The following is a 22,608-nucleotide window of genomic DNA, read 5'->3' as shown; positions in this document are numbered from 1 at the left end:
CTGGTCCTCGGTCAATTCATGCCTACGTGCCACCACGACCACACATCAAATCAAACCGGCACCTCAACCGCCCAGACTTTGAGGACACTCTCTAGCGGCCGGGCGCGGCCGCCGCGATCGCGTCCGCCGGTGCCGGGCGCAGCGGAGCGGATGCGAATTCCACCAGTCCGTCCGCGGGGGTGATCCGCGCGGTGAACCCGAGAACCTCTCGCGCCCGGGCGGGATCGGCCACGATATGCCGCACATCCCCGGAGCGCGCCGCACCGGTGATCACCGGGTCCGGGCCACCATGGGCGGCGGCGAGAGTCCGGGCGACCGCACCGATGGTCACCGGATGCCCCGAGCAGATGTTCAACGGCACGAACCCGGGGAGCGCGGCCTCGATCGCGGTGACGTTGGCCGCCGCGATATCGGCGACGTGCACGAAATCTCTTGTCTGGCAGCCGTCCTCGAATACCTGTGGTGCCCGGCCGGCCGCGAGCGCCGACCGGAAGATCGCGGCGACCCCGGAATACGGTGTATCCCTGGGCATTCCGGGTCCGTAGACATTGTGATACCGCAGTGCGGTGACCGCACCACCGGTCGCGGCGGACCAGGCGGTCGCGTAGTTCTCCTGTGCCACCTTGCTCGCCGCGTACAGACTGCGTGGCCGGGACGGCGTGCCCTCGGGTACCGGCACCCAGGTGAGGTCCGCTCCGTCCCGACGGTGCTCGTAGCGGCCGGCGGCCAGGTCCGCGGGATTTCGGCCTGCCACCTCGGCGATTCCGTCCGGTCCCCGGTAGAGCCCTTCGCCGTACACCACCATCGACGACGCCAGGACCAGCCGGGCGCAGCCGGCCCGCTCCATCGCCGCCAGCAGTACCGCGGTGCCGTAATCGTTGTGCCCGGCATAGGCCGGAGCGTCCTGGGTATCGACCCCGGCACCCACCACGGCCGCCTGGTGGCACACCACATCGACCCCGCGTAGCAGTGGGTCGAGTCCGTCGGCCGTGCGGATATCCACCTGATGCACGCCTTCCGGTGGTTCCGCGCCCGGACCGTGTGCGGCCGGGAGCATCAGGTCGACGGCGACCACCTCGTGACCGCCGGTCCGCAGCGCGGCGTGGATATGGGAACCGATGAATCCGGCCGCGCCGGTCAGCAGTACTCGCATACCCCGATCCTGCCCCGCGGACGCCGCCGTATCGGGTAGCCGGAAGCCGATGTCACGATTTCGTCATCCGGAGTGCCGGAAGCACCCGATGACCCAGCCGCTCGCCGCCCGCGCTTGACCTGAACCTATATAGAGGTTTCAGACTGGTCGAGTTCCACGCGTAACGAACCGGAGGAGAGTTGTCGTGCAGGCTGTACAGGTCAAGGAATTCGGCGGACCGGATGTGCTCGCGATAGGGGAAGTACCGGCCCCGGAACCCGAAGCCGGTCAAGTGCTGGTGCGGGTCGCCGCGGCGGATGTGATGTTCCTCGACACCCGGCTGCGCTCGGGATGGGGCACCGACTTCTTCGCCGTGCAGCCGCCGTACGTGGCAGGCGGTGCGATCGGCGGGACGATCGAAGCCGTGGGACCGGGTGTCGATCCGGCCCTGCTGGGCACCCGGGTCACCGCGCGGACCGTCGCCAGCGGCGTCGGCGGCGGTCTGCCCATCGGCGGCTACGCCGAACAGGCCCTGGCCGACGCCGGTCAGCTGAACCGGATACCGGACGGGGTCACCGTCGAACAGGCGACCGCGGTGGTCCACGACGGCCACACCGCCATGGCCGCATTCGAACGCGCCGAGATCCGGCCCGGGCAGCAGGTGCTGATCACCGCGGCCGCGGGCGGGCTCGGTACGCTGCTCACCCAATTGGCCCGGCAGGCGGGAGCCTCGGTGATCGCGGCCGCCCGGGGCGAGGCCAAACTGGCCCTGACCCGGCGCCTGGGCGCGCGGGTCGCCGTGGACTATTCCGAACCCGATTGGACCGCACAGGTTCTGGCCGCCACCGGAGACAAAGGACCCGATGTGGTCTTCGACGGCGCCGGCGGCGCCCCCGGCGACGCCGCCCTGCGGATCACCACACCGGGCGGGCTCTTCATCGGATACGGCGCGGCGGCCGGCGAATTCGCCGGTGCGGCCGCCGACGACGCACGCGGACGCGGCGTGGAGGTCCTGGGCCTGTACGACCTCGGCATCGGCAACGACAGCCGGGCCCGCTACGCCACCCGGATACTCGAACTGCTCGCCGACCGCGAACTCGAGGTGGTCGTCGGACAGACCTTCCCGCTGGCCGACGCCGCCGCGGCGCATGCCGCCATCGAGGCCCGCACCGCGCTCGGGCGGACCCTGCTGCTGGTCTGATATCCGTTGCGGCGCGGGGCGGTCAGCCGATGATCTCGGCGTACCGGCCCTCGAGCGCGAGGATCGATTCCGGCTCGGGTACACCGCCCGAGCCGGTATCGAGCGACGCCCCGAGCGCATCCAGGCATGCGTGGTATCCAGCGGCGGTACCCGAGATCCCGTGCGGGCCGGGTGTGCCGAACCAGACGGTGCACAGGAGCCGGGATCCGGTGCCCTCGGGAACGATCTCGAACAGCAGATGCTCGTCGTCCCAGAGGAATTCGAAGAGGCGCGGCGGCTCCCAGGTCAGGATCCGGCCCGGGAGCTCGGGATCCTCGGTATCGACACCCGCCTCGGCCAGTTCGGTATCGGCGCGCTCGACGGCCTCCGGCCAGAATCGGAAACGAACCGCGGCTCCGGCCCGCCGCTCGCCGAGGATGTCCGCGGGAAACCAGTGCCGCAGGTGCTCGGATTCGGTGAGTGCTCGCCATACCTTCTCCGGCGGGTGTGCCAGCTCGCGTTCGTAGCGGGTACCCACTCGGTCGCCGTCGCGCAGGATCTCACCGAGCCGCTGGGTCGTGTCCGTCATATCACTCCTCGGAGGTTGTCGGGGGTCGTTCTTCGTCGGGCACCGTGTCCAGATAGCGCTCGAACTCGTCGAGCCGGTCGGCCCAGATCTCCCGGAACGGGGCGAGCCATAGGTCCAGCTCACGCAGCCGGCCGGGCACCAGACCGTAGTGCCGGCGCGGCCCGTCCACCCGGACCCGGACCAGCGCGGCCGCGTCGAGCATGCGCAGATGTTTCGACACATTCGGCTGCGCCGCGCCGAGCGCGGTCACCAGATCGCCGACGGTGTGCTCACCGTCGCGCAGCAGGTCGAGGATACGGCGCCGGGTGGGGTCGGCCAGTACTTCGAACACATCACGTACCACGCCGATCATATTTCCGTAGAGGAATATTCCTGTCAAGGCATAAAGGGTGGTAGTTTTCAGCGGGCGGTGTGCCGAACAGTCCGGCGCACCCAGGCCGAGAATTCCGCCACCTTTGTATCGGGCAGCGCCCGGGCCTCCGGTCGCGGCCGCTCGTAACTGCCCAGCGCCGCCGCCACGAGCGGCCCGAATCGTCGCTCGCCGGCCGCGATCACCTGTCCGGCCTGCCGTTTGGCCACCCACCGGCCGGTCCGGCAGAACAGCACCGCACGACAGCCGTTGAGCACCCGGTTGTCCGCCAGATGCCCGGCCCCAGCGCTGTGCTCCTCGACCGATGCCGCGACCGCGTCGAGCAGATCGGACCGGCGCGGCGCGGCCAGGACATCGCGTACCGGCCGCCCGAACAGTGGCAGCCCACTCTGGCAGCCCACCGCACGATCGATCACATACCAGAACGCCGGCGCCGCGGACGGTTCGAAATCAGCGACCGCGGGGAGCAGCGGGCCGGTGTTCAGATTCAGCAGATACCCCGGCTCCGCTCCCGCCGACGCGGCGAAATCCGCGTCGTAGACCACCAGTTCCAGCCCGGCGGCGGGGCACGGGAATACCGGATGCGCCAGTGTCGCGGCGAGGTCATGCGGGGCGTTCCCCGGTGCGTCCGGTGCGACGATCACGGTGACGTCGATATCGCTGCGGCCGGGCCGGTAGTCACCGAGGGCCAGCGAGCCCACCGCGAACACACTGAGCAGCCGGTCTCCGTACACGGATCGGGTCCGCCCGACCAGTTCCCCCAGGTAGGGCCGCACCGCGTCCGGGATCCCGGGCGCGGACACCGCCGGGTCTTCGCCTGTCACAGGTCACCGACCGAGTATCGGCTACCCGGGAACCCGCGCCGGTCGCCGGTGTGATCGGTCATGCCGCACAGGCTAGCCCCGGCACCGGCGGATCGACGCGATCCCCGGCGGCCGCCGGATATCCGATTGACGCCGTGGCTCTAATGGACAGGTGACAGATCTGGTATCGGCCGTCACCCGCGTGGACACAGCGCGGGTCCGGGACCTGCTGGCGGCCGGGGCGGACCCCGACCGGCCGGACGACCGCGGAACCACACCCCTGTATCGAGCGGCGGTGCACGGATCCACCGAGGTGGTGCGCCTGCTGCTCGCCTACGGCGCCGATCCGCAGCGCCCGGGCGGCGCGGACGATGAAGGGCTACCACTGTGCGCGGCGGCGTGCTGGAACCATATCGGCGTCGTCGAAGCGCTGCTGAGCGCCGGAGCCGACCCCGATCTCCCCGAACCGCCGCATCCGGAGCAGACCGGTCCCGGCACGCCGCCGCTGCTGTGGGCGGTCCGCAACGGCCATCGCGAAACGGTCGAGCTGCTCCTGGCGGCCGGCGCGGACCCCGAGATCCCCGGGACCCCGCTGACGATCGCCGCGCAGGGTGGCCGCCTCGGCATCGTGCGGTCGCTGCTGGCCCACGGCGCCGATCCGGCCCGGCCGGACGAGCTGGGCCGGACGGCCCACAGCGTCGCGACCGAGCTCGCCGCCACCGACCCCGTCGCATACCTCGCGCAGCGATGGGGTGTGCCCGGCCGTGAGTTCACGGTCCATCGGCAGCCGGCCGGTGACGGCACCGAGGTGATCACGCTGCGTTACGGGAGCGAGGGCAGGGCGGAGAAATATCGATGCAGGACGGCCACGCGGCCATCGGAGATCTGCTCGGCGGACGTGTATCCGGGTATCGCCCCGTCGAACCGGGTCCCGATTGACGCTCCCGGGCGCCTCCTCCCCGGCCGGCACGGCCCGCGACGAACGGGCCGTCCCGGCCGGGGAGGAGGCGGAAGAATCCGGATTCCGTTGTCGTAGTGCGGAATCCGGAAAACTTCCCGGGCCGGGTCTCGAGTGTCGGCGCATGGCCACTACCTCTTTCTCTTCAGTCGTCATCTGCCGCGACGATCAGCCGCGGACCCTGGCCAGGAATGCGGTCAGGTTCTCCCGGATCTGCAGGATGCGGGTCTCGGAATCGAAATCGTCGCGGTAGGCGCGGCCCATCGCGGGCGTCTTCTTCCGGCGGGCGTACAGCGAACAGGCCAGATCTTCACAGATATAGGTCCCGGTCGAGTTACCGCGGCGGCCGGCTTCGCCGGCCTTGCGTGCGGTCATCAGCAGAACGCCACCGTTGCTGTGGGTGGTCGAACAGAGCGTGCACATCTGGGATCGCCGTGGTCCGGACTTCTCGTAGCGCAGCGCGATACCGGCCGGTCCCTGTTCCTCGGGTACGACGAGATAGGCGCGCCCCGGGGCACCGGGATCGGACCAGCCCAGGAAGTCCAGATCATCCCAGGGCCGGTCGGCCAGGTCGACGGGTAGCGACAGCCGTTTGGCGTCGCCTTTCGAGCAATTCACGAACGACGCTCTGATCTCGCGTTCGGTCAGCGGTTCCATGGGGTCGTATCTCCTTCGGATATCGGGATGGACAAACCGCGACAACCTATCGACCGGGCAGTTCCCCGGCAAACGGTTTTCCGGTGTGCCCGGGCCGGACGCTACCCATCCCGGCATTTCGCGCCCTCGCCCGGCACCACCGTGTGCCGATTCGGGGCCGGGCGAACGTTTGACCGGAAGTACCGATCCCGAGCCCGGCCCCCGCCTTAGAGTGAGGGAGACCACAGTGGCGACAGGAGTGTGTATGAGCGCGCGACGCCCGGTGTCGATCCTGATCATCGGCGCCGGATTCGGTGGTATCGGCATGGCGATCGAACTACGCCGGCATGGATTCGACCACTTCACCATCCTGGAGAAAGCCGAGGACCTCGGGGGCGTGTGGCGGGAGAACACCTATCCCGGCGCGGCCTGCGATGTGCCCTCACCGCTGTACTCGTATTCCTTCGAGCAGAAGCCCGACTGGCCGCAACGCTATTCCGGCCGGGCAGCCATCCACGACTATCTGCGCGGGGTTACCGAACGGCACGGCCTGCTCGACCGGATCGAATTCGGCGTCGAGGTCACCGAAGCGGTGTTCGACGAACCGACGGGTACCTGGACGGTACACACCGCCGACGGCGACCCGCGGACCGCGGATGTGGTGATCTCCGCGGTCGGGCAGTTGTCGCGGCCCCGGGTCCCCGCCATCCCGGGGGCCGGAAGTTTCACCGGTCCGGCGTTCCATTCGGCGGTGTGGGATCACGCTGTCGATCTCACCGGGAAGCGCGTCGCCTGTATCGGCACCGGCGCGAGCGCCATCCAGTACGTTCCGCAGATCCAGCCCGTGGTCGAGCACCTGACGCTCTTCCAGCGCACGGCCGCCTGGGTGCTGCCGAAATTCGATACCGACTACTCCCCGATCCAGCACAAACTGTTCGCCCGGATCCCCGGGATACTGCTGGTGGAGCGGCTGGGCTGGTGGCTGATCGCCGAGATCTCCTCACTGGGGCTGGTGGAACTACCGGCCATCGGTCGTCTCGTCTCCCGGATCGCCGCGCGCAACCTGCGCGAGAACGTCGCGGACCCCGGGCTCCGGGCGAAACTCACCCCCGACTATCCGATCGCTTGTAAACGCACCCTGTTCTCCAGCGACTACTATCCGGCACTCACCCAGCCCAATGTCGAGGTGACCACATCGGGGATCACCGAGATCACCGCACAGGGGGTCCGGACCGCCGACGGGACCCTGCACGAAGCCGATGTGATCATCTACGGGACCGGTTTCAAGGGCACCGAGTTCCTCTGGCCGATGCGGATCACCGGCCGGGGTGGACGGCAACTCGCCGAGGCGTGGTCCGAGGGCGCGCACGCCTACTACGGAATGGCCGTGCCCGAATTCCCGAATCTGTTCATGGTCTACGGACCCAATACGAATCTGGGCGTCGGATCGATCATCTACATGATCGAATCGCAGTCCCGATACATCCGCCAGGCGGTGCAACTGCTCGCCGGCGAACCCGGTCGTGTCCTGGAGGTGCGCGCCGATACCGAACGCGCCTTCAACGATGCCCTGCAGAAACGGCTCGAACGCACCCCGTGGAATTTCTGCTCCAGCTGGTATCGCAATGCCACCGGCAAGATCACCAACAACTGGCCGGGAACGGTGACCCGGTATCGCCGGCGCGTCCGCCGGATCGACCCGCAGGACTACACCCTCACGCCCGCCGCCTGACTGCGACCGCCACGCGATCATCCTCACATGTGCTCCTGGTCTCTGGGCTGGGCGGCCCGGCCCTGCCAGGCTGGCCTCCGGGACCGAGGAGGTGGCGAAAGTGGCCGGAACACAAGGCGGCCGGACATCGGTGGTTTTCGAGGCGGCCGCCCGGAGCGCGGGGTTCGATCTCGATCTGTCTCAGCGGGCGGCCGCCACCCGGCTGGCCCGGGTCGCCGACGAGATATCGCGCCGCCGAATCCTTTCCGGGCGCAACACCCCGCGCGGGGTGTACGTATGGGGGCCGGTCGGCCGGGGGAAGAGCTGGCTGGTCGACACCTTCTACGACGCCGCGCCCACCACCCGTAAACGGCGGGTGCATTTCCACGAGTTCTTCCGCGAATTCCACACCCGCTACGCCGCCCACCGCAGCGAGAAACGTGCCTGCGACCGAGCCGTGCGGGAACTGCTCGGCGATTACCGGCTGGTGTGCTTCGACGAGTTCCACGTGCACGATCCGGGCGATGCCACGATCATGGCCAAGGTCATGGATTCCCTCTTCGCTCAGCGGATCACCCTGGTCGCCACCTCGAACTATCCGCCCGCGGGACTGCTGCCGAATCCGCTGTTCCATCATCTGATCGAACCGCTGGCCGCGACGCTGGAGACCGCGCTGGACGTGGTGGAGGTCGCCGGTCCGTACGACTACCGGCAGCGGCGGGGACCCGAAAGTTCCACGGCGGAGTTCGGCCGCGGCGGCTTCCTCTGGCCCGGTACCGCCGCTCAGCTCGCGGAAGCCGGTCTGGTCCCGCCGGTCCCGGCCGAACGCGAACCGGTCGCTCTCGGTAGTCGGTCGGTGATCGCCCGGGCGGTGCGCGGGGACGCCGTCTGGTTCGATTTCACCGATCTCTGCGCCGGTCCTTACTCGACCATCGACTATCTGCTGCTGGCCGACCGGTTCCGGGACTGGACACTGTCGGGCCTGCCGCCGCTGTCCACCACCGACCGCGAGGCCGGGCAACGTTTCGCCAACCTGGTGGACGTCCTGTGCGACCGGGACCGCCGCCTGCACCTCGTCGCCGCAGCACCGCTGGCCGACTGCCTCACCGGTGACCACCTGCCACCCGATATCCAGCGCACCGCCAGCCGTCTCTCGCTGCTGCCGGACACCACCGCCGCGGTCCACGCCGGTGGTCAGTAATCCAGTCCGAACTCGTCGGAGACCCATTCGTCGTAGACCTGGCCGCGGAATCCCGTCGGGTCGCCGTCGGACGGCCAGAAGACGCCACCGACCGCGAACTCGCGCGGCAGCTGCTCGAAGGGCCCCGGTTCCGCCGGACGCAGCCAGCCGAACTCACCGCGTTCCGCCGGCGGCAGCTCCTGTAGCCGGCGGAAGGCCGCGCCGTCGGTCACCCGGCTCTGGTCGGGCCGGACCGCGTACACATCGAGTCCCATGGGTCGAGCCTAAGGTGCCCGCCCGGGCCGCGCAGGCCACCTGCTCCGCAGCCGCTGGGTTACCGGGTGACCGCACAGCAGGACGATCCAGGTGATCGCGATCGCCGCGGCCAGGCCATCGGATAGTTCCGATCCAGCAGGCTCGGATTGCCGACGGCCGGGGACAGCAGCACCGGGAGCGCCACCAGCACCAGGGTGACGGTACAGACAGCGCCGCAGGTGAGCAGACCCCATCGAGTGGCGGGCACCATCCGGCTCGCCGTGTATCCGGCAGCGGCGCACAGCGGAGCGAACACCGCATCGTGCAGCAGGATCGCGACGACAGCCCACAGCGCGACCTCGCGGATGGTGGCGGGACCGAGATCGGCGAACAGGGTGACACCGTAGCCCGCCAGGGCGAGCCCCGCGAGCAGCAGCATGATCCGCAGCGTCCTCATCGGATCACCTCGATCCGGGACAGCCACTTCGTCTGCAGGACGCCGGGCCGATCGGGGGCGATGAGGCGGCACGGATAACCGTGATCGAGATCAAGGGTTTCGCCGTTGAGCGCCAGTGCGACCAGCGTGCGGTCGTCGGCGACGTGCAGCAGCGGTAGTCGCGAAACCCGGTAGATACCCGCCGGCTCCAGCGATTCGAACCGCACCGCACCGAGTTCGGTCGCGCCCGCCGCCACCAGCAGATCGCGGAGCCGGACCCCGGTCCAGTCGGCACCGGCGCTCCACCCCTCGACACAGGCGATCGGGAGGCGGGCGGTGGTCTGCGGCAGGGCGAGCAGATCGGCGCGAGTGAATTCACGGTGGCGATCCCCGGCGGTCACGATCAACCGGTAGCCCGGGTCCCGGGCCGACTTCTCGATACCGGCGCGGGCGGCGGTGCGGTTCACCGGCAGGCCCTGCGGCCCGTTACCGCTGCGCGGTGCCAGCACCGCGAGCGGCCGCAGGAACCCGACCGACTGTCCGGCGACCGAGAGGACGGCGACGAAGGCCGCCGTGCCGGCACCGGCCAGCGCGGCACGCCGCGACAGCCGGGCGTCCCGGTCGGGCAGTGTCGGATCCGCCGGATTCGCATCCGCCGGGCGCCCGCGTAACGCGTCCCGGATCACCGGCAGTTTCACGGCGAGATGGACGGCCAGCGCACCCAGTGCGAGATAGGCAGTCGCATAGTGCGCGGCCGGGAAATAGAAATCCCACCAGTAGAACTGCGCGATATTCGACAGTCCGGTGGCGAGCTGGAACAGGACAGATCCGACCAGTACCGCGATCGAGAGTCGTTCCAGAGCTCGCCGCGGCCCGCCGAGGATCGGGCGCGCGAACAGTCGCGGATACACCGCCCACAGTTTCACCAGCACCAGGGGAATCGCCGCGATACCGGACAGTACATGGGTCCCCTGGGTGACCCGGTACAGCCAGGCCGGGTTCGCCGGCCACCGGAACCAGCCGGGTGGATGCTGGATCAGATGACTCAGCAATCCGGTGAGGAAGCAGAGCACGATCGCGGCGCCGAGCCATCGCCCGACCCGCGCGGCGACCTCGGGCCCCCGCCCGCCCGTCACCGCAGCCGCCGCACGGGGACGCAGAGAGGCGACCCGATCCCGTTCGGATGTCCGAGCGTGACAGGGGGATCGGCGGTCCGGCTCTGCTCTGCGGGCACACTGTCAGGCTAAGCGTGCACGCGGGCGAAATCCGTGACGAAACGATGACGCCGCGCGGTATCCCTCAAGAGGTTCCGCGCCTGCCGCCCCGTGGTACGTCCCGGAAGGGGACAGCGTGGTCGGATCGTGCTTCGCGGGGCATGCCGAGCACCCGTTCACTGATCACATTGCGGGCCATTTCGGTGGTGCCGCCACCGATACAGCTCACCTGCCGCATCAGGAAAATATCGCCGGTATCGCAGAGATCCTCGGTCCAGATCGCACCGGCCGCGGCGGCGATCTCGAATTCTATGGTGGCCCGTCGTGATTCGGCGATGCCGCGGAACAAGCGGCCGATGGCGGCCGACTGATCGGAGATATGCCCGGCAGCCATCCCGGTGCCGAGCCGGCGCTGGAGTTCCGCGCCGACGACCTCGAGCACATGGGCCTCCCCGACGAGATCGCGAACACCCGGCTCGTCGACGGTTCCGGCCCGGCAGGCGATCTCGACCGGAGATCTGTCGGAGATGGCGGGTTTCTCGGGCACCGTCACATACGGCGATTCCGACAGCAGGCGTTCGTGGTACATCCAGCGGGTCCCGACCGTCCAGCCGCCGTTCACCTCGCCGATCCGATCGGAATCGGGCACCCGCACATCGGTGAGGAATTCCTGGCAGAAGTCCCGGGCACCGTTGAGCATCTCGATCTGGTGCACCTCGATGCCCGGCTGCCGGATCGGCAGCATGAACACTGTCAGACCGCGGTGCTTCGGCACGTCCCAATCGGTCCGGGCCAGGCACAGCGCCCAATCGGAATACCATGCGCCGGTGGTCCAGATCTTGGCGCCGTTCAGAATCCAGTCGTCGCCGTCGCGGACGGCGGTCGTCACGGCGCCCGCCACATCGGAGCCGCCGCTGGGTTCGGAGAGGAACTGCATCCAGATCTCCTCGCCCCGCAGAATGGCCGGGATATGGCGTCGCTTCTGCTCCTCGGTCCCGAAATCGAGCAGTACCGCCGCGCACGGCGACAGCGTGGGCACCTGGGTTCTGGAGGGATATTCGTAGCCGGCCAGTTCGGCCGTGAACGCCCGCTGGTGTTCGACAGTGAGCCCGCGGCCGCCGTATTCGACCGGGACAGCGATACCGGCGAACCCGGCGTCGTAGAAGATGCGCTGGAGCCGGCGGTCGTAGGCGACGGCCGCCAGTTCGTCCTCCCGGGCGACCTTGCGCAGCCCGGAGACGGCCTCGGCGCGGTAGGGCCCGAGGTTGTCCCGGATCCACCCGCGGGCCCGCCGGCGGAAGCTCGCCACGTCCTCGACAACGCCGGTCGGACCGCGGGCACCGGATATGCCCGTGGGCCCGGCGGACGGCCCGGACTCCACCTCCGGCTCGGCGGCGATCGAGGCCTGCGCGGCAGCGCTCCGGGCCCCCACCGCCGGGCCCGGCTCGCGCGCGAGCTCTTGTTCGACGAGGCGGTCGGCGATACGGCGGCGGTGTTCGGCCGGGGTGCCGTACAGCGTTCGGTCGACGGTGGCCCGGCGCAGGAAGAGATGCAGATCGTGCTCGAAGGTCAGCCCGATCCCACCGTGCAATTGGACGCAGTCCTGAAGCAGTTCCGGACCGTACCGGCCGATGAACGCCTGCGCGACGCCGAGTACTGTGCCCGACTCGGGATCGGCCTCGTCCAGGGCGGCCGCCGCGCTGTCGGCGATCGCGTGGGCGGCCTCCAGCCATGATTTCAGATCCGCGACCCGGTGTTTCAGCGCCTGATACGACGCGAGAGGGCGACCGAAGGAGTAACGGTCCGCGAGCCAGTCGAGGGTCGTATCGAAACCCGTCTGCATCGCGCCCACCGCTTCGGCGCACTGCAGCGCCAGCGCGATACCCAGCTGCCGATCGATCTGCCGGTCCGCGGTCCCGGGCTCCCCCACCAGGGCGGTGCGCGGTACCCGGACCCCGGCGAAGGTGACCGTCGAGAACCGCCGGGTCAGATCGGCCGAGCGTAGCGGTGCGATCGAGACACCCGGCGCGTTCGCGGGGACCAGTACCTGCGCGAGACCGTCGCCGTAGCGCCCGGTGACCAGGAGGTATCGCGACGCGGCAGCCGATTCCACTGGTTGTTTCACTCCGTCGAGTACCAGATCGGTGCCGTCGGCGCGGATGGCGAGCGCGGGCCGGGCGAGGTCGTGGTGCGGAGCGGGTTCGGTATGACACCAGGTCGCGACGACTGCACCGGCGAGCAGGCCGGCGAGAACCTCCGGGTGGGTACCGGTATCGGACAACGCGGCGGCCACGATATTCGCCGGTACCAGTGGCCCCGGTGCGGCGTGCCGGCCGAATTCGTAGGCCACGAGCGTGAGGTCGGCGACGGGCCGGCCACTGATCGTGCCGCCGCCGCTGTCCTCACCTACCAGCAGCGAGGTCCAGCCCAGTTCGGCTCCGCGACGCCAGTATTCGTGGTCGAAACCGTTGTCGTCGCCGCGCAGGCGGCGCAGCGTCTCCACGGGCGCCCGCGTACTCAGGAACTTCGCCGTGGTGGTTCGGAAGAACTCCTGTTCAGGGGTTGTGTCGAACAGCATCTGGTCCTCCGTGCGACCTCGATCCGGCTGCGGTGCAGCGATACCGACGCCGCACAGGTACGCGGCCGACGGATCGGTGCGGCCACCGTCGGCGCTCCATAGAGTCGAATACCGTACGGTATGCCGCTACCGCAATAGCATGCGGCAACGCCGCAGGTAGAAGGCGTGCCGGGGAATGCGCGAGGGTGACGGAGATCCGCTGCGGCAAAGGGTTTCGCGCCGGGCCGTTCCACTACCGATATCGTGTCCACATCACCGGCGACAGGGAGGGGTGATCGGGATGCTCGTCATCGCCGACAAGCTCAGATCGGGCGCGGAGAAACGGGTTGTCGGCTGGCTCCGGAAATGGGAAGGAGACTACCGGGTTCCCGGAGTCGCGATCACCAACTGCTTCATCTCCGGCCAGGAGGTGGACCTGGTCATCATCACCCCGTATACGACGGTCGTCGGCGAAGTCAAAGGCGTCGACCCCGAAGCCACCGGCAGTGTCCTGCAGTGCACCACCAACAGCCGCTGGCGGGTACCGGGTATCGAGGGCGATCCGGTCACTGTCCGGGAGAACGACACCACCCCCTACGACCAGGTCCGCGACGGGGTGTTCAAACTGAAGGCCGCGGCCGGGCAGGTGGGCGGCAGCGCATTCGTCACCGGTCTCGTGGTCGTGGTGCCGCCGCGCGGATCGACCATGCGGCTGGAGAAGAAATCCGCCCCGCCCCCGGGCTGCGATGTACTGCTGTGCAATACCCAGAACCCGCTACGCGCCTGGTTCCATCGAGCCCACCACCGCAGTGCCGTGGTCTGGACCGCGGAACAGGCCTACGCGGTGATCGAAGCGCTCGAATACGGCGACCGGACCACGATCGCGGAATTGGCCGAGGAGGGTTTCCCGCTCGATTCGAGCCTCCCGGCGGTGGAACCGCCCGCGGTCCCGGCCGTACTGCCGGTCCCGGAGCCGGCCCCGGAGCCCGCGCTGCCACCACCGGCCGCGACACCTGCGCCGGAGCACCTACCGCCGGCCGAGCCGAGCCGGCGGGTCGGCCGGATCACGCAGGAACCCCCGGCGCAGGCAGCGGCAGCACCGCCGCAGCCCACCCCACCGCCTGCGCCGCCGGTATCCGAGCCGGCCGGGGATCCGGGACATTCCGGCGTGCGGCGGCGCACCCACCTCCAGACCGCGGCCGCTTTCGCCGCGATCGCCGTCGTGGGGGGTGGTTTGTGGTTGCTGGCCCGCGGCGGCGGTGGCGATCCCGATCCCCGGGAAACGGTCGATCAGCAGCAGATCAGTTCGATCACCGGAATCCCCCCGGCACCGCCCGCGGCCGAGCTGCCGGTGCCGCCGCCCGCGCCGGCCCCACCGGCCACTCCGGTGTGTTTTCCGTTCCAGCCGAACTGCTGACCAGCAAACCGCGGCGCCGCGGTACCACCGTTGCCGGCCCGGCCCGGATCGTTACCGGGCCGGCTGATCGAGATATCGCCGAGACCGTGGACCGCGAGCGGCGGCGGTGGGAAGCTCGTAGATGACCGCGTGCCGATTGCCGAGGACGGTGAGTCATGGTTGTCAGAGCGAACGGAGTGACGAGACCGGAGAACATCCGCAATGTGGTGCTCGTCGGGAGCAGTGGGTCGGGGAAAACAACCCTGGTGGAAGCGCTTGCGCTCGCCACCGGCGCGGTGAACCGGGCCGGCCGGGTCGAGGACGGCACCTCGTTGTCGGACTACGACGAGATCGAACAGCGCCGGCACCGGTCGGTGCAACTGTCGGTGGTACCAGTGCAGTGGGGCGAGGTGAAGGTCAATCTGATCGACACACCCGGGTACGCCGATTTCGTCGGCGAACTGCGGGCCGGACTGCGCGCCGCGGACGCGGCACTGTTCGTGATCTCGGCCGCCGACGGTGTGGAAGGCGTCGGCGGCGCGACCCGAGCGCTGTGGGAGGAATGCGCGGCGGTGGGGATGCCACGGGCGATCGTGCTGACCCATCTGGATACCGCGCGCGCGGACTTCGAGGAGATGCGGCAGACCTGCCAGGCGCTGCTCGGCGGCGGATCCACGGAGAACGTACTCGCCCTCCATCTGCCGGTCTACGGACCGGCCGGCGCCGACGGGCACCGGACGGCGACCGGCCTGGTGGAACTGCTCGAACAGCGGGTCGCCGACTATTCCGGCGGAGAACGGACCCGGATCGAACAGACGGCCGCCGATCGGACACTCGCCGATCCGGCGCGGGAACGTCTCATCGAAGGAATCATCGCCGAGAGCGAGGACGAAACCCTCATGGATCGCTATCTCGATGGCGAATCCATCGAGCTCACCACCCTGGTGACGGATCTGGAACGAGCGGTGGCGCGCGGCCGCTTCCATCCGGTGCTGTTCGCGGCGCCCGCCGCCGGGGACGGCCGGCAGGGCCTGGGCACGATCGAGCTGCTCGACCTGATCACCGCGGGATTTCCGACCCCGGCCGAGCATCCGGTGTCCGCACGGCGGCTGGGCGACGGTTCCGGCCCGGTCACGCTGCGCTGCGATCCGGCGGCGGATCTGGCCGCCGAGGTCGTCCGCACGTCGTCGGATCCCTATGTCGGCCGGGTATCGCTGGTCCGGGTGTTCTCCGGCACGCTGCACGCCGACGACACCGTCCATATCGGTACCCCGGGCGCGGCGGCCGGTCACGATGACGACGAACGTATCGGCGGGGTGACCGCGCCCTTCGGCCGGGAACAGCGACCGATGAGCGAGGCGGTCGCGGGTGATATCGCCTATGTCACCAAACTCGGCCACGCCCGCACCGGGGACACACTGTCCGGGACCGGTTCGCCGTTGCTCATCGAGCCCTGGCCGATACCGGAACCCCTGCTGCCCACCGCCATCCGCGCGCACGGGAAAACCGACGAGGACAAACTTCCACAGGGGCTGGCCCGGCTGGTCGCGGAGGATCCCGCGCTCCGGGTGGAGAACAACGAACGGACCCACCAACTGGTGCTGTGGTCGCTGGGCGAAGCACAACGCGATGTCGCGCTGGAACGGCTGCGCGACCGGTTCGGTGTCGAGGTCGATGTGGAGGAGACCCGCGTTCCGCTGCGGGAGACGTTCGCGGAGAAGGCCGGTGGCCGCGGGCGCCATGTGAAACAGTCCGGCGGGCACGGCCAGTACGCGGTCTGTGAGATCGAGGTGGAACCGCTCGCGGAGGGCTCGGGAATCGAATTCGTGGACAAGGTGATCGGCGGCGCGGTACCGCGCCAGTTCATCACCTCCGTCGAGAAGGGCGTGCGGTCCCAGGCCGAACGTGGGGTGACCAGTGACAATCCGCTGGTGGATATCCGCGTCACCCTGCTCGACGGCAAGGCCCATTCGGTCGACTCCTCCGATGCGGCCTTCCAGACAGCCGGTGCCCTCGCCCTGCGCGACGCGGCCGCGGGCAGCCGGATGGCACTGCTGGAACCCATTGCGCTGGTGGAGGTCCGGGTTCCCGACGATCATCTCGGTGCCGCCCTGACCGATCTCTCGGTGCGCCGCGCCCGGATACTGGGCACCGAACCGGCCGATCCGGGCCGGACGCTGATCCGCGCCCAGGTGCCGGAATCCGAACTCGTGCACTACGCCACGGAGTTGCGGTCGCTCGCACACGGGGTCGCGCAGTTCACGCGCGAGTATCTGCGCCACGATCCGATGCCGGCCCACCTGGCGGAGAGGATCCGCGAACGACCGGCGGGCGCTCGCGCCTGATCCGTCCCGCCCGAGTCGGACCGACTCCGGGTCGATCCGGGACGGCAGGTGGGTGGTACCGCCGGTTCCCCGCCCGGGCGGGCCTCCCGGCTGGGCGGAGGATAGGTGAATATGGTTGCATGACAATCGATTCCAGAATCTCGGGAGCATTCTGCCCGGACAGCGCCGGTTACGGGACCGCGCGCGGGGGCGGATCCGGCCACACCATCCGGCCCACATCCCCCAGCAGAAACGGCCACCGCCCGGGGCGCACTACCTACCGGACCTACGGGATCGATACCTGCCGCATCACCGATGTCACCGCCTCGTGCTCGGCCTACGGTCCCGCGTCATGACGGAATCCGCCACCACCGCGCTGATCACCGGGGCCAACAAGGGACTCGGCCACGAAACCGCCCGTCGGCTCGCGGATCTCGGCTGGACGGTCTGGCTGGGCGCCCGCGATACCGCCCGGGGTGAGGCGGCGGCCGCCGAGATCCGGGCCGGACAGCCTCGCGCTGACGTGCGCCCGCTGCCGTTGGACGTCACGGACGACGAATCGGTGCGGGCGGCGTACGACACGGTGACCAGCTCCGGTACGGGACTGGACGTCCTGGTCAACAATGCCGGAATCGGCACCGACCGGGCCGCTCCGCTCGATACCGCTCCGGCGGATCTCGCCCTCGTCTACGGTGTGAACGTGCTCGGCCCGGTCCGGGTGACCCGGGAATTCCTGCCGCTGCTACGGGAATCCACGGCACCGCGTCTGGTGATGGTCTCCAGCGGCCTCGGTTCTTTCGGGGTCGTCACGGATCGGACCGGACTGGCATCCGCATTCGTCGATCTGGTGTACCCGTCCTCCAAAGCCGCGCTGAACATGGTGACTGTCATGTACGAGAAGGCGCTCCCCGATGTGCGGGTGACCGCGGTGGACCCCGGATACACGGCGACCGATCTGAACGGGTTCACCGGAACCCAGACTTTGGCCGAGGGTAGTGATGCCATCGTCACCGCGTGTACCGCCGCGCGACTGGATTCCGGGTTCATCTCCCGGCACGGCGCCGTACCCTGGTGAGCCGGCCGAACCGCACGCGGTAGCGATCACGCAGGCCGGTCTTCCGGGGTATCGCGCAGTTCCTCGATCCGCTGGCGCAGCTGATCGAGGAACTGCTGGGGGTCGTCGAATTCCGCCGGGTCGAGGGGTTTTCCGAACCGGACGGTCACCCGGCGGCGCCGGTCGAAGGCCGGACTTCCCGCTCGGAGCCGTCGCATCGGCATGACCTCGTCGGTGCCGGTGGTGCCCACCGGCACCACCGGCACCCCCGTCGCGAGAGCCAGTTTCGCCACGCCGGGCCTGTACGGTTCGGTTTCGCCGGGCGCGACCAGCCGCCCCTCCGGGTAGATGATGAGTACACCCCCGTATCGCAGGATCTGCTCGCCCTGGGCCAGCGCGGACTGTCCGGACGCGCTGTCGCGGCGCCGCACCGGGATCTGGCCCAGCCGCCGTACCAGCAGGCCCACCACCGGCCACGACCAGAGTTCGGCCATCGCGATGGCCACGGCCCGGCGTCGCAGCGCACCCCACAAGAACACCGCGTCCAGCATGGAGATGTGGTTACCCGCCACGATCACCGGTCCGGTGCGCGGAACCAGTTCGCGTCCGATGACCGTGACCCGGACGAACTTCGACCATGCCAGTGCCCGCAGGACCCGCCGGACCAGTTCGGTGGTCACCCAGGCGCGTTTGCCCAGTCCGCTGGGCCGCGCGGATCGCTCGTTCATATACACCCCGTGATTCGCTGCCGGCGGCCTGCGCACCGGTCCGGTTCCATCATCGTCACGGGAATGCGGCCACGGGAACCGGGAAACTACTCACTCGCCGGCCGATGGTGCGGCTACGACGGCCGGTCCGGCTGTATATCCGACGGCCGGTCCGGCTGTATATCCGACGGCCGGTCCGGCTGTATATCCGACGGCCGGTCCGGCTGTATATCCGACGGCCGGTCCGGCCGCGCGCCGCGCGCCGCGACGGTACCGGAATCGAGCAGTTCGATCTTCCGCTCCAGCACCGACCGCTCACGGGCATTGCCGCAGCGGGTGACCGCCCGTTCCAGTTCGGCCCGTGCCTCGCCGGTACGACCCAACCGGATGAGCAGTTCACCGCGCACACCGGGCAGCAGATGCGAATTCGCCAGTGCTCCCGCGGCCTCCAGATCGTCGACGATCGGCAGCGCCGCCGCCGGTCCCCGCGCCATCGCGACCGCCACGGCACGGTTCACCTCGACCACCGGCGACGGAGCCAGTCGGCCCAGCGCCTCGTAGAGCAGGACGATCCGGTCCCACTCGGTCTCGGCCACTGACGGCGCGACCGCATGGCACTCGGCGATCGCCGCCTGCAGTCCGTAGATCCCCAGCCCGCGCCCACACCGCTCGGCGCGGGCCAGCGCGGCCCGGCCGCGGCGGATCGCCGGACGGTCCCAGCGTCGGCGGTCCTGGTCCTCCAGCAGCACCGGTTCGCCGGTGGGACCGGTACGGGCCGGAAACCGCGCCGCGGTCAGTTCCAGCAGCGCCAGCAGGCTGTGTGCCTCGGGTTCGTCCGGAACGAGCCGGGTCAGCACCCGGGCCAGGCGCGCAGCCTCGGTGGCCAGATCGAACCGGATGAGATCGGTGCCGGAACTGGCCGAAGACCCCTCGGTGAAGATCACGTAGATCACCCGCAGCACCGAGACGAGCCGGTCCGCGCGTTCGGCCGCCGGGGGAATCGCGAACGGCACCCGCGCCGCGGCGAGCGTCTTCTTCGCCCGGGTGATCCGCGCCTGGACTGTGGCCGTCGGTACCAGGAAAGCGCGGGCGATCTCGTCGCTGGTGAGACCGCCGAGCACCCGGAGGGTGAGGGCCACCCGAGCCTCCGGCGGCAGCACCGGATGACAGGCGACGAACATCAGGGCGAGGACATCGTCGTCGATCCGGTCCGGATCCCACAGCATCTGTTCGGCGGCCCGCACCGGGTCCGCCGGGTCGCTGCCCGCCGCCACGCCGCCCTCCCCCAGTTCCCGGGCGAGGGCGGCGTAACGGTCGTCGAGGGCGGCGCGGCGGCGGAACCCGTCGACGGCGCGGCGGCGCCCGACAGTCAGCAACCAGCCGGCGGGGTTGCGGGGTACACCGTCGCGTGGCCAGGTCACCAAGGCTTCGGCGAGTGCTTCCTGCGCGAGATCCTCGGCGACGCCGAACTCACCGGTGTAGCGGGCGAGCGCGCCCACGATCCGGGCCGATTCGATACGCCATACCGCGGCCACCGCCTCCCGGCCCTCGTGCCGTTCCACAGCCGGGCTGCCTCAGAGCTGCCCCGTGGCCTCGCGCCAGGCGCGTTCCTTCTGGATCCAGATATTGTCCTGCGGGAATTCGTCGATGGAGGAGACCCGCCGGATCTCGGTTTTGAAACCGGCGCCGGTCATCGGCATCCGCTTGGCCCATTCGACGGCTTCCTCCTTCGAGGCGACATTCAGGATGTAGTAGCCGTTGAAGAGCTCTTTGGTCTCCCCGTACGGTCCATCGGTCACCACCGGATCCGCCGACGAGTAGTCGACGACGACCCCCTCGGCGGCGTCGTCGAGACCCTCGGCGGCGAGCAACACCCCGGCCCGGATCAGTTCGTCGTTGAACCTGCCCACCGTCTCGAGCATCTCGGTGAAGTCGATATCGCCCATCGCGGCGAAGGCTTCGTCGGTGGCGCGCATGATCAGCATGTATTTCATATCCGGTCTCCTTGTTCGCGAGGTCCGTATCGGACCCTTCCACCCATAGGTCGAACGGGCGGTCCGCGGATCGACAACCCGCCGGAGATTTTTTCGCAAAAGTCGCGACTCGGTTCCGTTTCCTCGGCTAGTCGGCCGGAACGTGCTGGCCAGTGGCATAATTTTCGATCAGGACAAAGGAATCGAAGTGTGGCATATGAGGGCGTCGCCGGCGATCAGTTCTCGAGGTCCGGTGTGGCCCCTCCCATCCGAAGGGAGTTGTTATGACCACCGACCCCGCAGCACCGGCCGCCGGAAGAGCGACGGCCACCGGGGCCCACGCGGCCACCACCGGCGAACGCCCGGTGAAACAAGCTGTCGCCGGCGGGACCTCCATAGCGGCGGCGGCGCTGCTGCTCGTCGCCGGATTCATCACGCTGTTCCAGGGGATCTCCGCGGCGGCCAACGACGATGTATTCGTCGCCGGCCCGAACTATGTGTACGAACTGGACCTCACCAGCTGGGGCTGGATCCATATCGTCTTCGGCATCCTGCTGATCCTCGTCGGCCTGGCGCTGTTCACCGGGGCGCTGTGGGCACGGATCGTCGCGATCGGGCTCGTCGCCCTGTCCATCGTGGCGAACTTCCTGTGGATCCCCTGGTATCCGCTCTGGTCGATCCTGATCATCGCACTCGATATCGTGATCATCTGGGCCATCGCCACCTGGAATACCGAGCGGGTCTGAGCAGACCCCGGCGGTGAGGGCGCCGCACCGCGCCCGCCCGGGAACAGCCGCGCGCGGCAACCGTGTCGGCGGCCGGTTCCCGGGCCGGCCGGTGCGAACATGATCGGATGACGCTCTCGGTGGCCCCCGTGGACCAGGAGCCGTCGGCGATCGTCTCACTGTTCTGGATCGCGGCCGCCGCGGTGGCCGCGCCGCTGGTGTCGCGGTTGGTCCGCGGGATGATCCCTGACGTCGTAGTCCTGCTGGTACTCGGCATCGTGCTGGGCCCCTTCGCCACCGGCGTGGCCGGGACCGCGGGTGGGGTGCAGTTGCTGAGCGAACTCGGTCTCGGCATGCTGTTCCTGCTCGCCGGCTACGAACTGGATACCGGGCTGCTGCGCGGCAGACCGGGCCTTACTGCCTGGCTGACCTGGCTGGCCGGATCGGCGCTCGCCCTGCTCATGGTGTGGCTGGCCGCGCCGGCGGCCGGGTTCACCACGGCCGTCGCGGTCGCCATCGCCCTCAGCTCGACCGCGCTGGGGACCCTGCTACCGATCGTGAAACAGGACGGAGTCCTCGAGCAGCCGCTGGGCCGCGCGGTACTGGCACACGGCGCAGTGGGCGAACTGGGCCCGGTACTGGCGATGTCGATACTGCTCACCGGCCAGAATCTGCTGGCTTCCCTGCTGGTTCTGCTCCTGTTCGCGGCGGCCGCGGGGGTTGTTTCCTGGGTACCGCAACGTATTCTGGACCGCCGTCCCGGGACCGAACGCTTCCTGGCTGCGCTGACCACCGGCACCAACCAACTCCCGGTCCGGCTCGTATTCCTCCTGCTGCTCGTTCTCATGACGGTCGCCGAAGTCTTCGATCTCGACATCGTGCTGGGCGCCTTCGCGGCGGGGCTGATCCTGCGCCGGCTGGTCGCCGAAACGCATCCCGAAGTCCAGGGCTCGCTGGAAACGATCGGGTACGGAGTGCTGATCCCGGTTTTCTTCGTCGTGTCCGGGATGGGAATCGACCCGGCAGCCGTAGCCGACGAACCGGTGCGGTGGCTGATCTTCGTCCTGGCGATCGCCGTCGCCCGGGGATCGACCGTCTGGCTCAGCGAACGATTCGTCCCACACGGGGCCAACCTGCGCTTTCCGCGGGAACGAGTCCAGCTCGCCTTGTACGCGGCCACCGGGTTGCCGATCATCGTGGCGGTCACCCAGGTGGCGACCGGATCCGGTCTCATCGGCGCGGATCTGGCCTCCACCCTGGTCGCGGCCGGTGCCACCACAGTCCTGCTGTTCCCGTTGATCGCGAAGTGGGTACGCGGCCCGGTCGCCCCGGCCGGGGATCGGGAGACGCCACTACCGACCCACGGACCCTGATCCGGGGCGGATACGAGCCGCCGTTCCGCTGCGGC

At 69.3% G+C, this 22,608-nt stretch carries 21 protein-coding genes; 9 read left to right on the top strand and 12 right to left on the bottom strand.

Annotated features, from left to right (window positions below):
* Positions 1-91: 91 nt before the first annotated feature.
* Complete coding sequence (locus ACWCPQ_RS11695) at positions 92-1,153, bottom strand: NAD-dependent epimerase/dehydratase family protein (RefSeq protein ID WP_449897348.1); 1,062 nt, start codon at positions 1,151-1,153, stop codon at positions 92-94.
* A 184-nt stretch (positions 1,154-1,337) separates the two neighbouring features.
* Here ACWCPQ_RS11695 and ACWCPQ_RS11690 point away from each other — a divergent pair, with 184 nt between their 5' ends.
* Positions 1,338-2,333, top strand: a complete 996-nt coding sequence (locus ACWCPQ_RS11690; RefSeq protein ID WP_449897346.1) for a zinc-binding dehydrogenase — start codon at positions 1,338-1,340, stop codon at positions 2,331-2,333.
* Between the two features lie 22 nt (positions 2,334-2,355).
* Here ACWCPQ_RS11690 and ACWCPQ_RS11685 read toward each other — a convergent pair whose 3' ends face one another.
* From ACWCPQ_RS11685 to ACWCPQ_RS11675, 3 genes are read right to left on the bottom strand one after another with little or no spacing between them, the layout of a single operon-like run.
* Positions 2,356-2,901 carry an SRPBCC domain-containing protein gene (locus ACWCPQ_RS11685; protein ID WP_449897345.1) on the bottom strand — a complete coding sequence of 182 codons (546 nt, stop codon included), beginning with the start codon at positions 2,899-2,901 and terminating at the stop codon, positions 2,356-2,358.
* A gap of 1 nt (position 2,902) precedes the next feature.
* Positions 2,903-3,280 (bottom strand): ArsR/SmtB family transcription factor, encoded by a 378-nt coding sequence (locus ACWCPQ_RS11680; protein WP_449897343.1) that lies wholly within the window; start codon positions 3,278-3,280, stop codon positions 2,903-2,905.
* A 20-nt stretch (positions 3,281-3,300) separates the two neighbouring features.
* A complete protein-coding gene (locus ACWCPQ_RS11675) occupies positions 3,301-4,095 on the bottom strand; it encodes an aminoglycoside adenylyltransferase domain-containing protein (protein WP_449897341.1) in 795 nt (264 codons plus the stop codon).
* 151 nt (positions 4,096-4,246) lie between these two features.
* Here ACWCPQ_RS11675 and ACWCPQ_RS11670 point away from each other — a divergent pair, with 151 nt between their 5' ends.
* Positions 4,247-5,110 (top strand): ankyrin repeat domain-containing protein, encoded by an 864-nt coding sequence (locus ACWCPQ_RS11670; RefSeq protein WP_449897339.1) that lies wholly within the window; start codon positions 4,247-4,249, stop codon positions 5,108-5,110.
* 90 nt (positions 5,111-5,200) lie between these two features.
* Here ACWCPQ_RS11670 and ACWCPQ_RS11665 read toward each other — a convergent pair whose 3' ends face one another.
* Positions 5,201-5,689 (bottom strand): FBP domain-containing protein, encoded by a 489-nt coding sequence (locus ACWCPQ_RS11665; protein ID WP_449897338.1) that lies wholly within the window; start codon positions 5,687-5,689, stop codon positions 5,201-5,203.
* A 244-nt stretch (positions 5,690-5,933) separates the two neighbouring features.
* Between ACWCPQ_RS11665 and ACWCPQ_RS11660 the strand changes: the two genes are divergently transcribed.
* Both ACWCPQ_RS11660 and zapE read left to right on the top strand, forming a co-directional pair.
* On the top strand, positions 5,934-7,400 hold the full coding sequence (locus ACWCPQ_RS11660; protein ID WP_449897336.1) for a flavin-containing monooxygenase: 1,467 nt from the start codon (positions 5,934-5,936) through the stop codon (positions 7,398-7,400).
* Between the two features lie 100 nt (positions 7,401-7,500).
* Complete coding sequence (zapE, locus tag ACWCPQ_RS11655) at positions 7,501-8,580, top strand: cell division protein ZapE (protein ID WP_449897334.1); 1,080 nt, start codon at positions 7,501-7,503, stop codon at positions 8,578-8,580.
* Here zapE and ACWCPQ_RS11650 read toward each other — a convergent pair.
* From ACWCPQ_RS11650 to ACWCPQ_RS11635, 4 genes are all read right to left on the bottom strand, one after another.
* On the bottom strand, positions 8,574-8,834 hold the full coding sequence (locus ACWCPQ_RS11650) for a hypothetical protein (RefSeq protein WP_449897332.1): 261 nt from the start codon (positions 8,832-8,834) through the stop codon (positions 8,574-8,576). The genes zapE and ACWCPQ_RS11650 overlap by 7 nt on opposite strands.
* A gap of 59 nt (positions 8,835-8,893) precedes the next feature.
* Positions 8,894-9,271 carry a hypothetical protein gene (locus tag ACWCPQ_RS11645; protein ID WP_449897331.1) on the bottom strand — a complete coding sequence of 126 codons (378 nt, stop codon included), beginning with the start codon at positions 9,269-9,271 and terminating at the stop codon, positions 8,894-8,896.
* On the bottom strand, positions 9,268-10,386 hold the full coding sequence (locus tag ACWCPQ_RS11640) for a molybdopterin-dependent oxidoreductase (protein ID WP_449897329.1): 1,119 nt from the start codon (positions 10,384-10,386) through the stop codon (positions 9,268-9,270). The genes ACWCPQ_RS11645 and ACWCPQ_RS11640 overlap by 4 nt, the downstream gene beginning before the upstream one ends.
* 163 nt (positions 10,387-10,549) lie before the next feature.
* Entirely contained in the window at positions 10,550-13,042 is a 2,493-nt protein-coding gene (locus ACWCPQ_RS11635; RefSeq protein WP_449897328.1) for an acyl-CoA dehydrogenase, read from the bottom strand.
* A 280-nt stretch (positions 13,043-13,322) separates the two neighbouring features.
* Here ACWCPQ_RS11635 and ACWCPQ_RS11630 point away from each other — a divergent pair, with 280 nt between their 5' ends.
* From ACWCPQ_RS11630 to ACWCPQ_RS11620, 3 genes are all read left to right on the top strand, one after another.
* The gene (locus ACWCPQ_RS11630) at positions 13,323-14,438 is read left to right on the top strand and encodes a nuclease-related domain-containing protein (RefSeq protein WP_449897326.1); all 1,116 of its coding nucleotides are present in this window, start codon (positions 13,323-13,325) and stop codon (positions 14,436-14,438) included.
* A gap of 155 nt (positions 14,439-14,593) precedes the next feature.
* Positions 14,594-16,762, top strand: a complete 2,169-nt coding sequence (locus tag ACWCPQ_RS11625; protein ID WP_449897324.1) for an elongation factor G-like protein EF-G2 — start codon at positions 14,594-14,596, stop codon at positions 16,760-16,762.
* Between the two features lie 331 nt (positions 16,763-17,093).
* Positions 17,094-17,816: an SDR family NAD(P)-dependent oxidoreductase gene (locus ACWCPQ_RS11620; protein ID WP_449897322.1), complete on the top strand. Its 723-nt coding sequence runs from the start codon at positions 17,094-17,096 to the stop codon at positions 17,814-17,816.
* Positions 17,817-17,842: 26 nt separating this feature from the next.
* Here the strand turns inward: ACWCPQ_RS11620 and ACWCPQ_RS11615 are convergent, their stop codons facing one another.
* From ACWCPQ_RS11615 to ACWCPQ_RS11605, 3 genes are all read right to left on the bottom strand, one after another.
* The gene (locus ACWCPQ_RS11615) at positions 17,843-18,523 is read right to left on the bottom strand and encodes a lysophospholipid acyltransferase family protein (protein ID WP_449897320.1); all 681 of its coding nucleotides are present in this window, start codon (positions 18,521-18,523) and stop codon (positions 17,843-17,845) included.
* 113 nt (positions 18,524-18,636) lie between these two features.
* Positions 18,637-20,064, bottom strand: a complete 1,428-nt coding sequence (locus ACWCPQ_RS11610; RefSeq protein WP_449897319.1) for an RNA polymerase sigma factor — start codon at positions 20,062-20,064, stop codon at positions 18,637-18,639.
* Positions 20,065-20,076: 12 nt separating this feature from the next.
* Positions 20,077-20,496 (bottom strand): YciI family protein, encoded by a 420-nt coding sequence (locus ACWCPQ_RS11605; protein WP_449897318.1) that lies wholly within the window; start codon positions 20,494-20,496, stop codon positions 20,077-20,079.
* 263 nt (positions 20,497-20,759) lie between these two features.
* Between ACWCPQ_RS11605 and ACWCPQ_RS11600 the strand changes: the two genes are divergently transcribed.
* Positions 20,760-21,221, top strand: coding sequence for a DUF7144 family membrane protein (locus tag ACWCPQ_RS11600; RefSeq protein WP_449897317.1), 462 nt, complete (start codon positions 20,760-20,762; stop codon positions 21,219-21,221).
* Between the two features lie 107 nt (positions 21,222-21,328).
* Positions 21,329-22,573: a cation:proton antiporter gene (locus ACWCPQ_RS11595; RefSeq protein WP_449897316.1), complete on the top strand. Its 1,245-nt coding sequence runs from the start codon at positions 21,329-21,331 to the stop codon at positions 22,571-22,573.
* Positions 22,574-22,608 lie beyond the last annotated feature (35 nt).

This window comes from Nocardia sp. NPDC001965, assembly GCF_053594175.1.
This window is presented reverse-complemented; position numbering and strand designations above follow the sequence as displayed.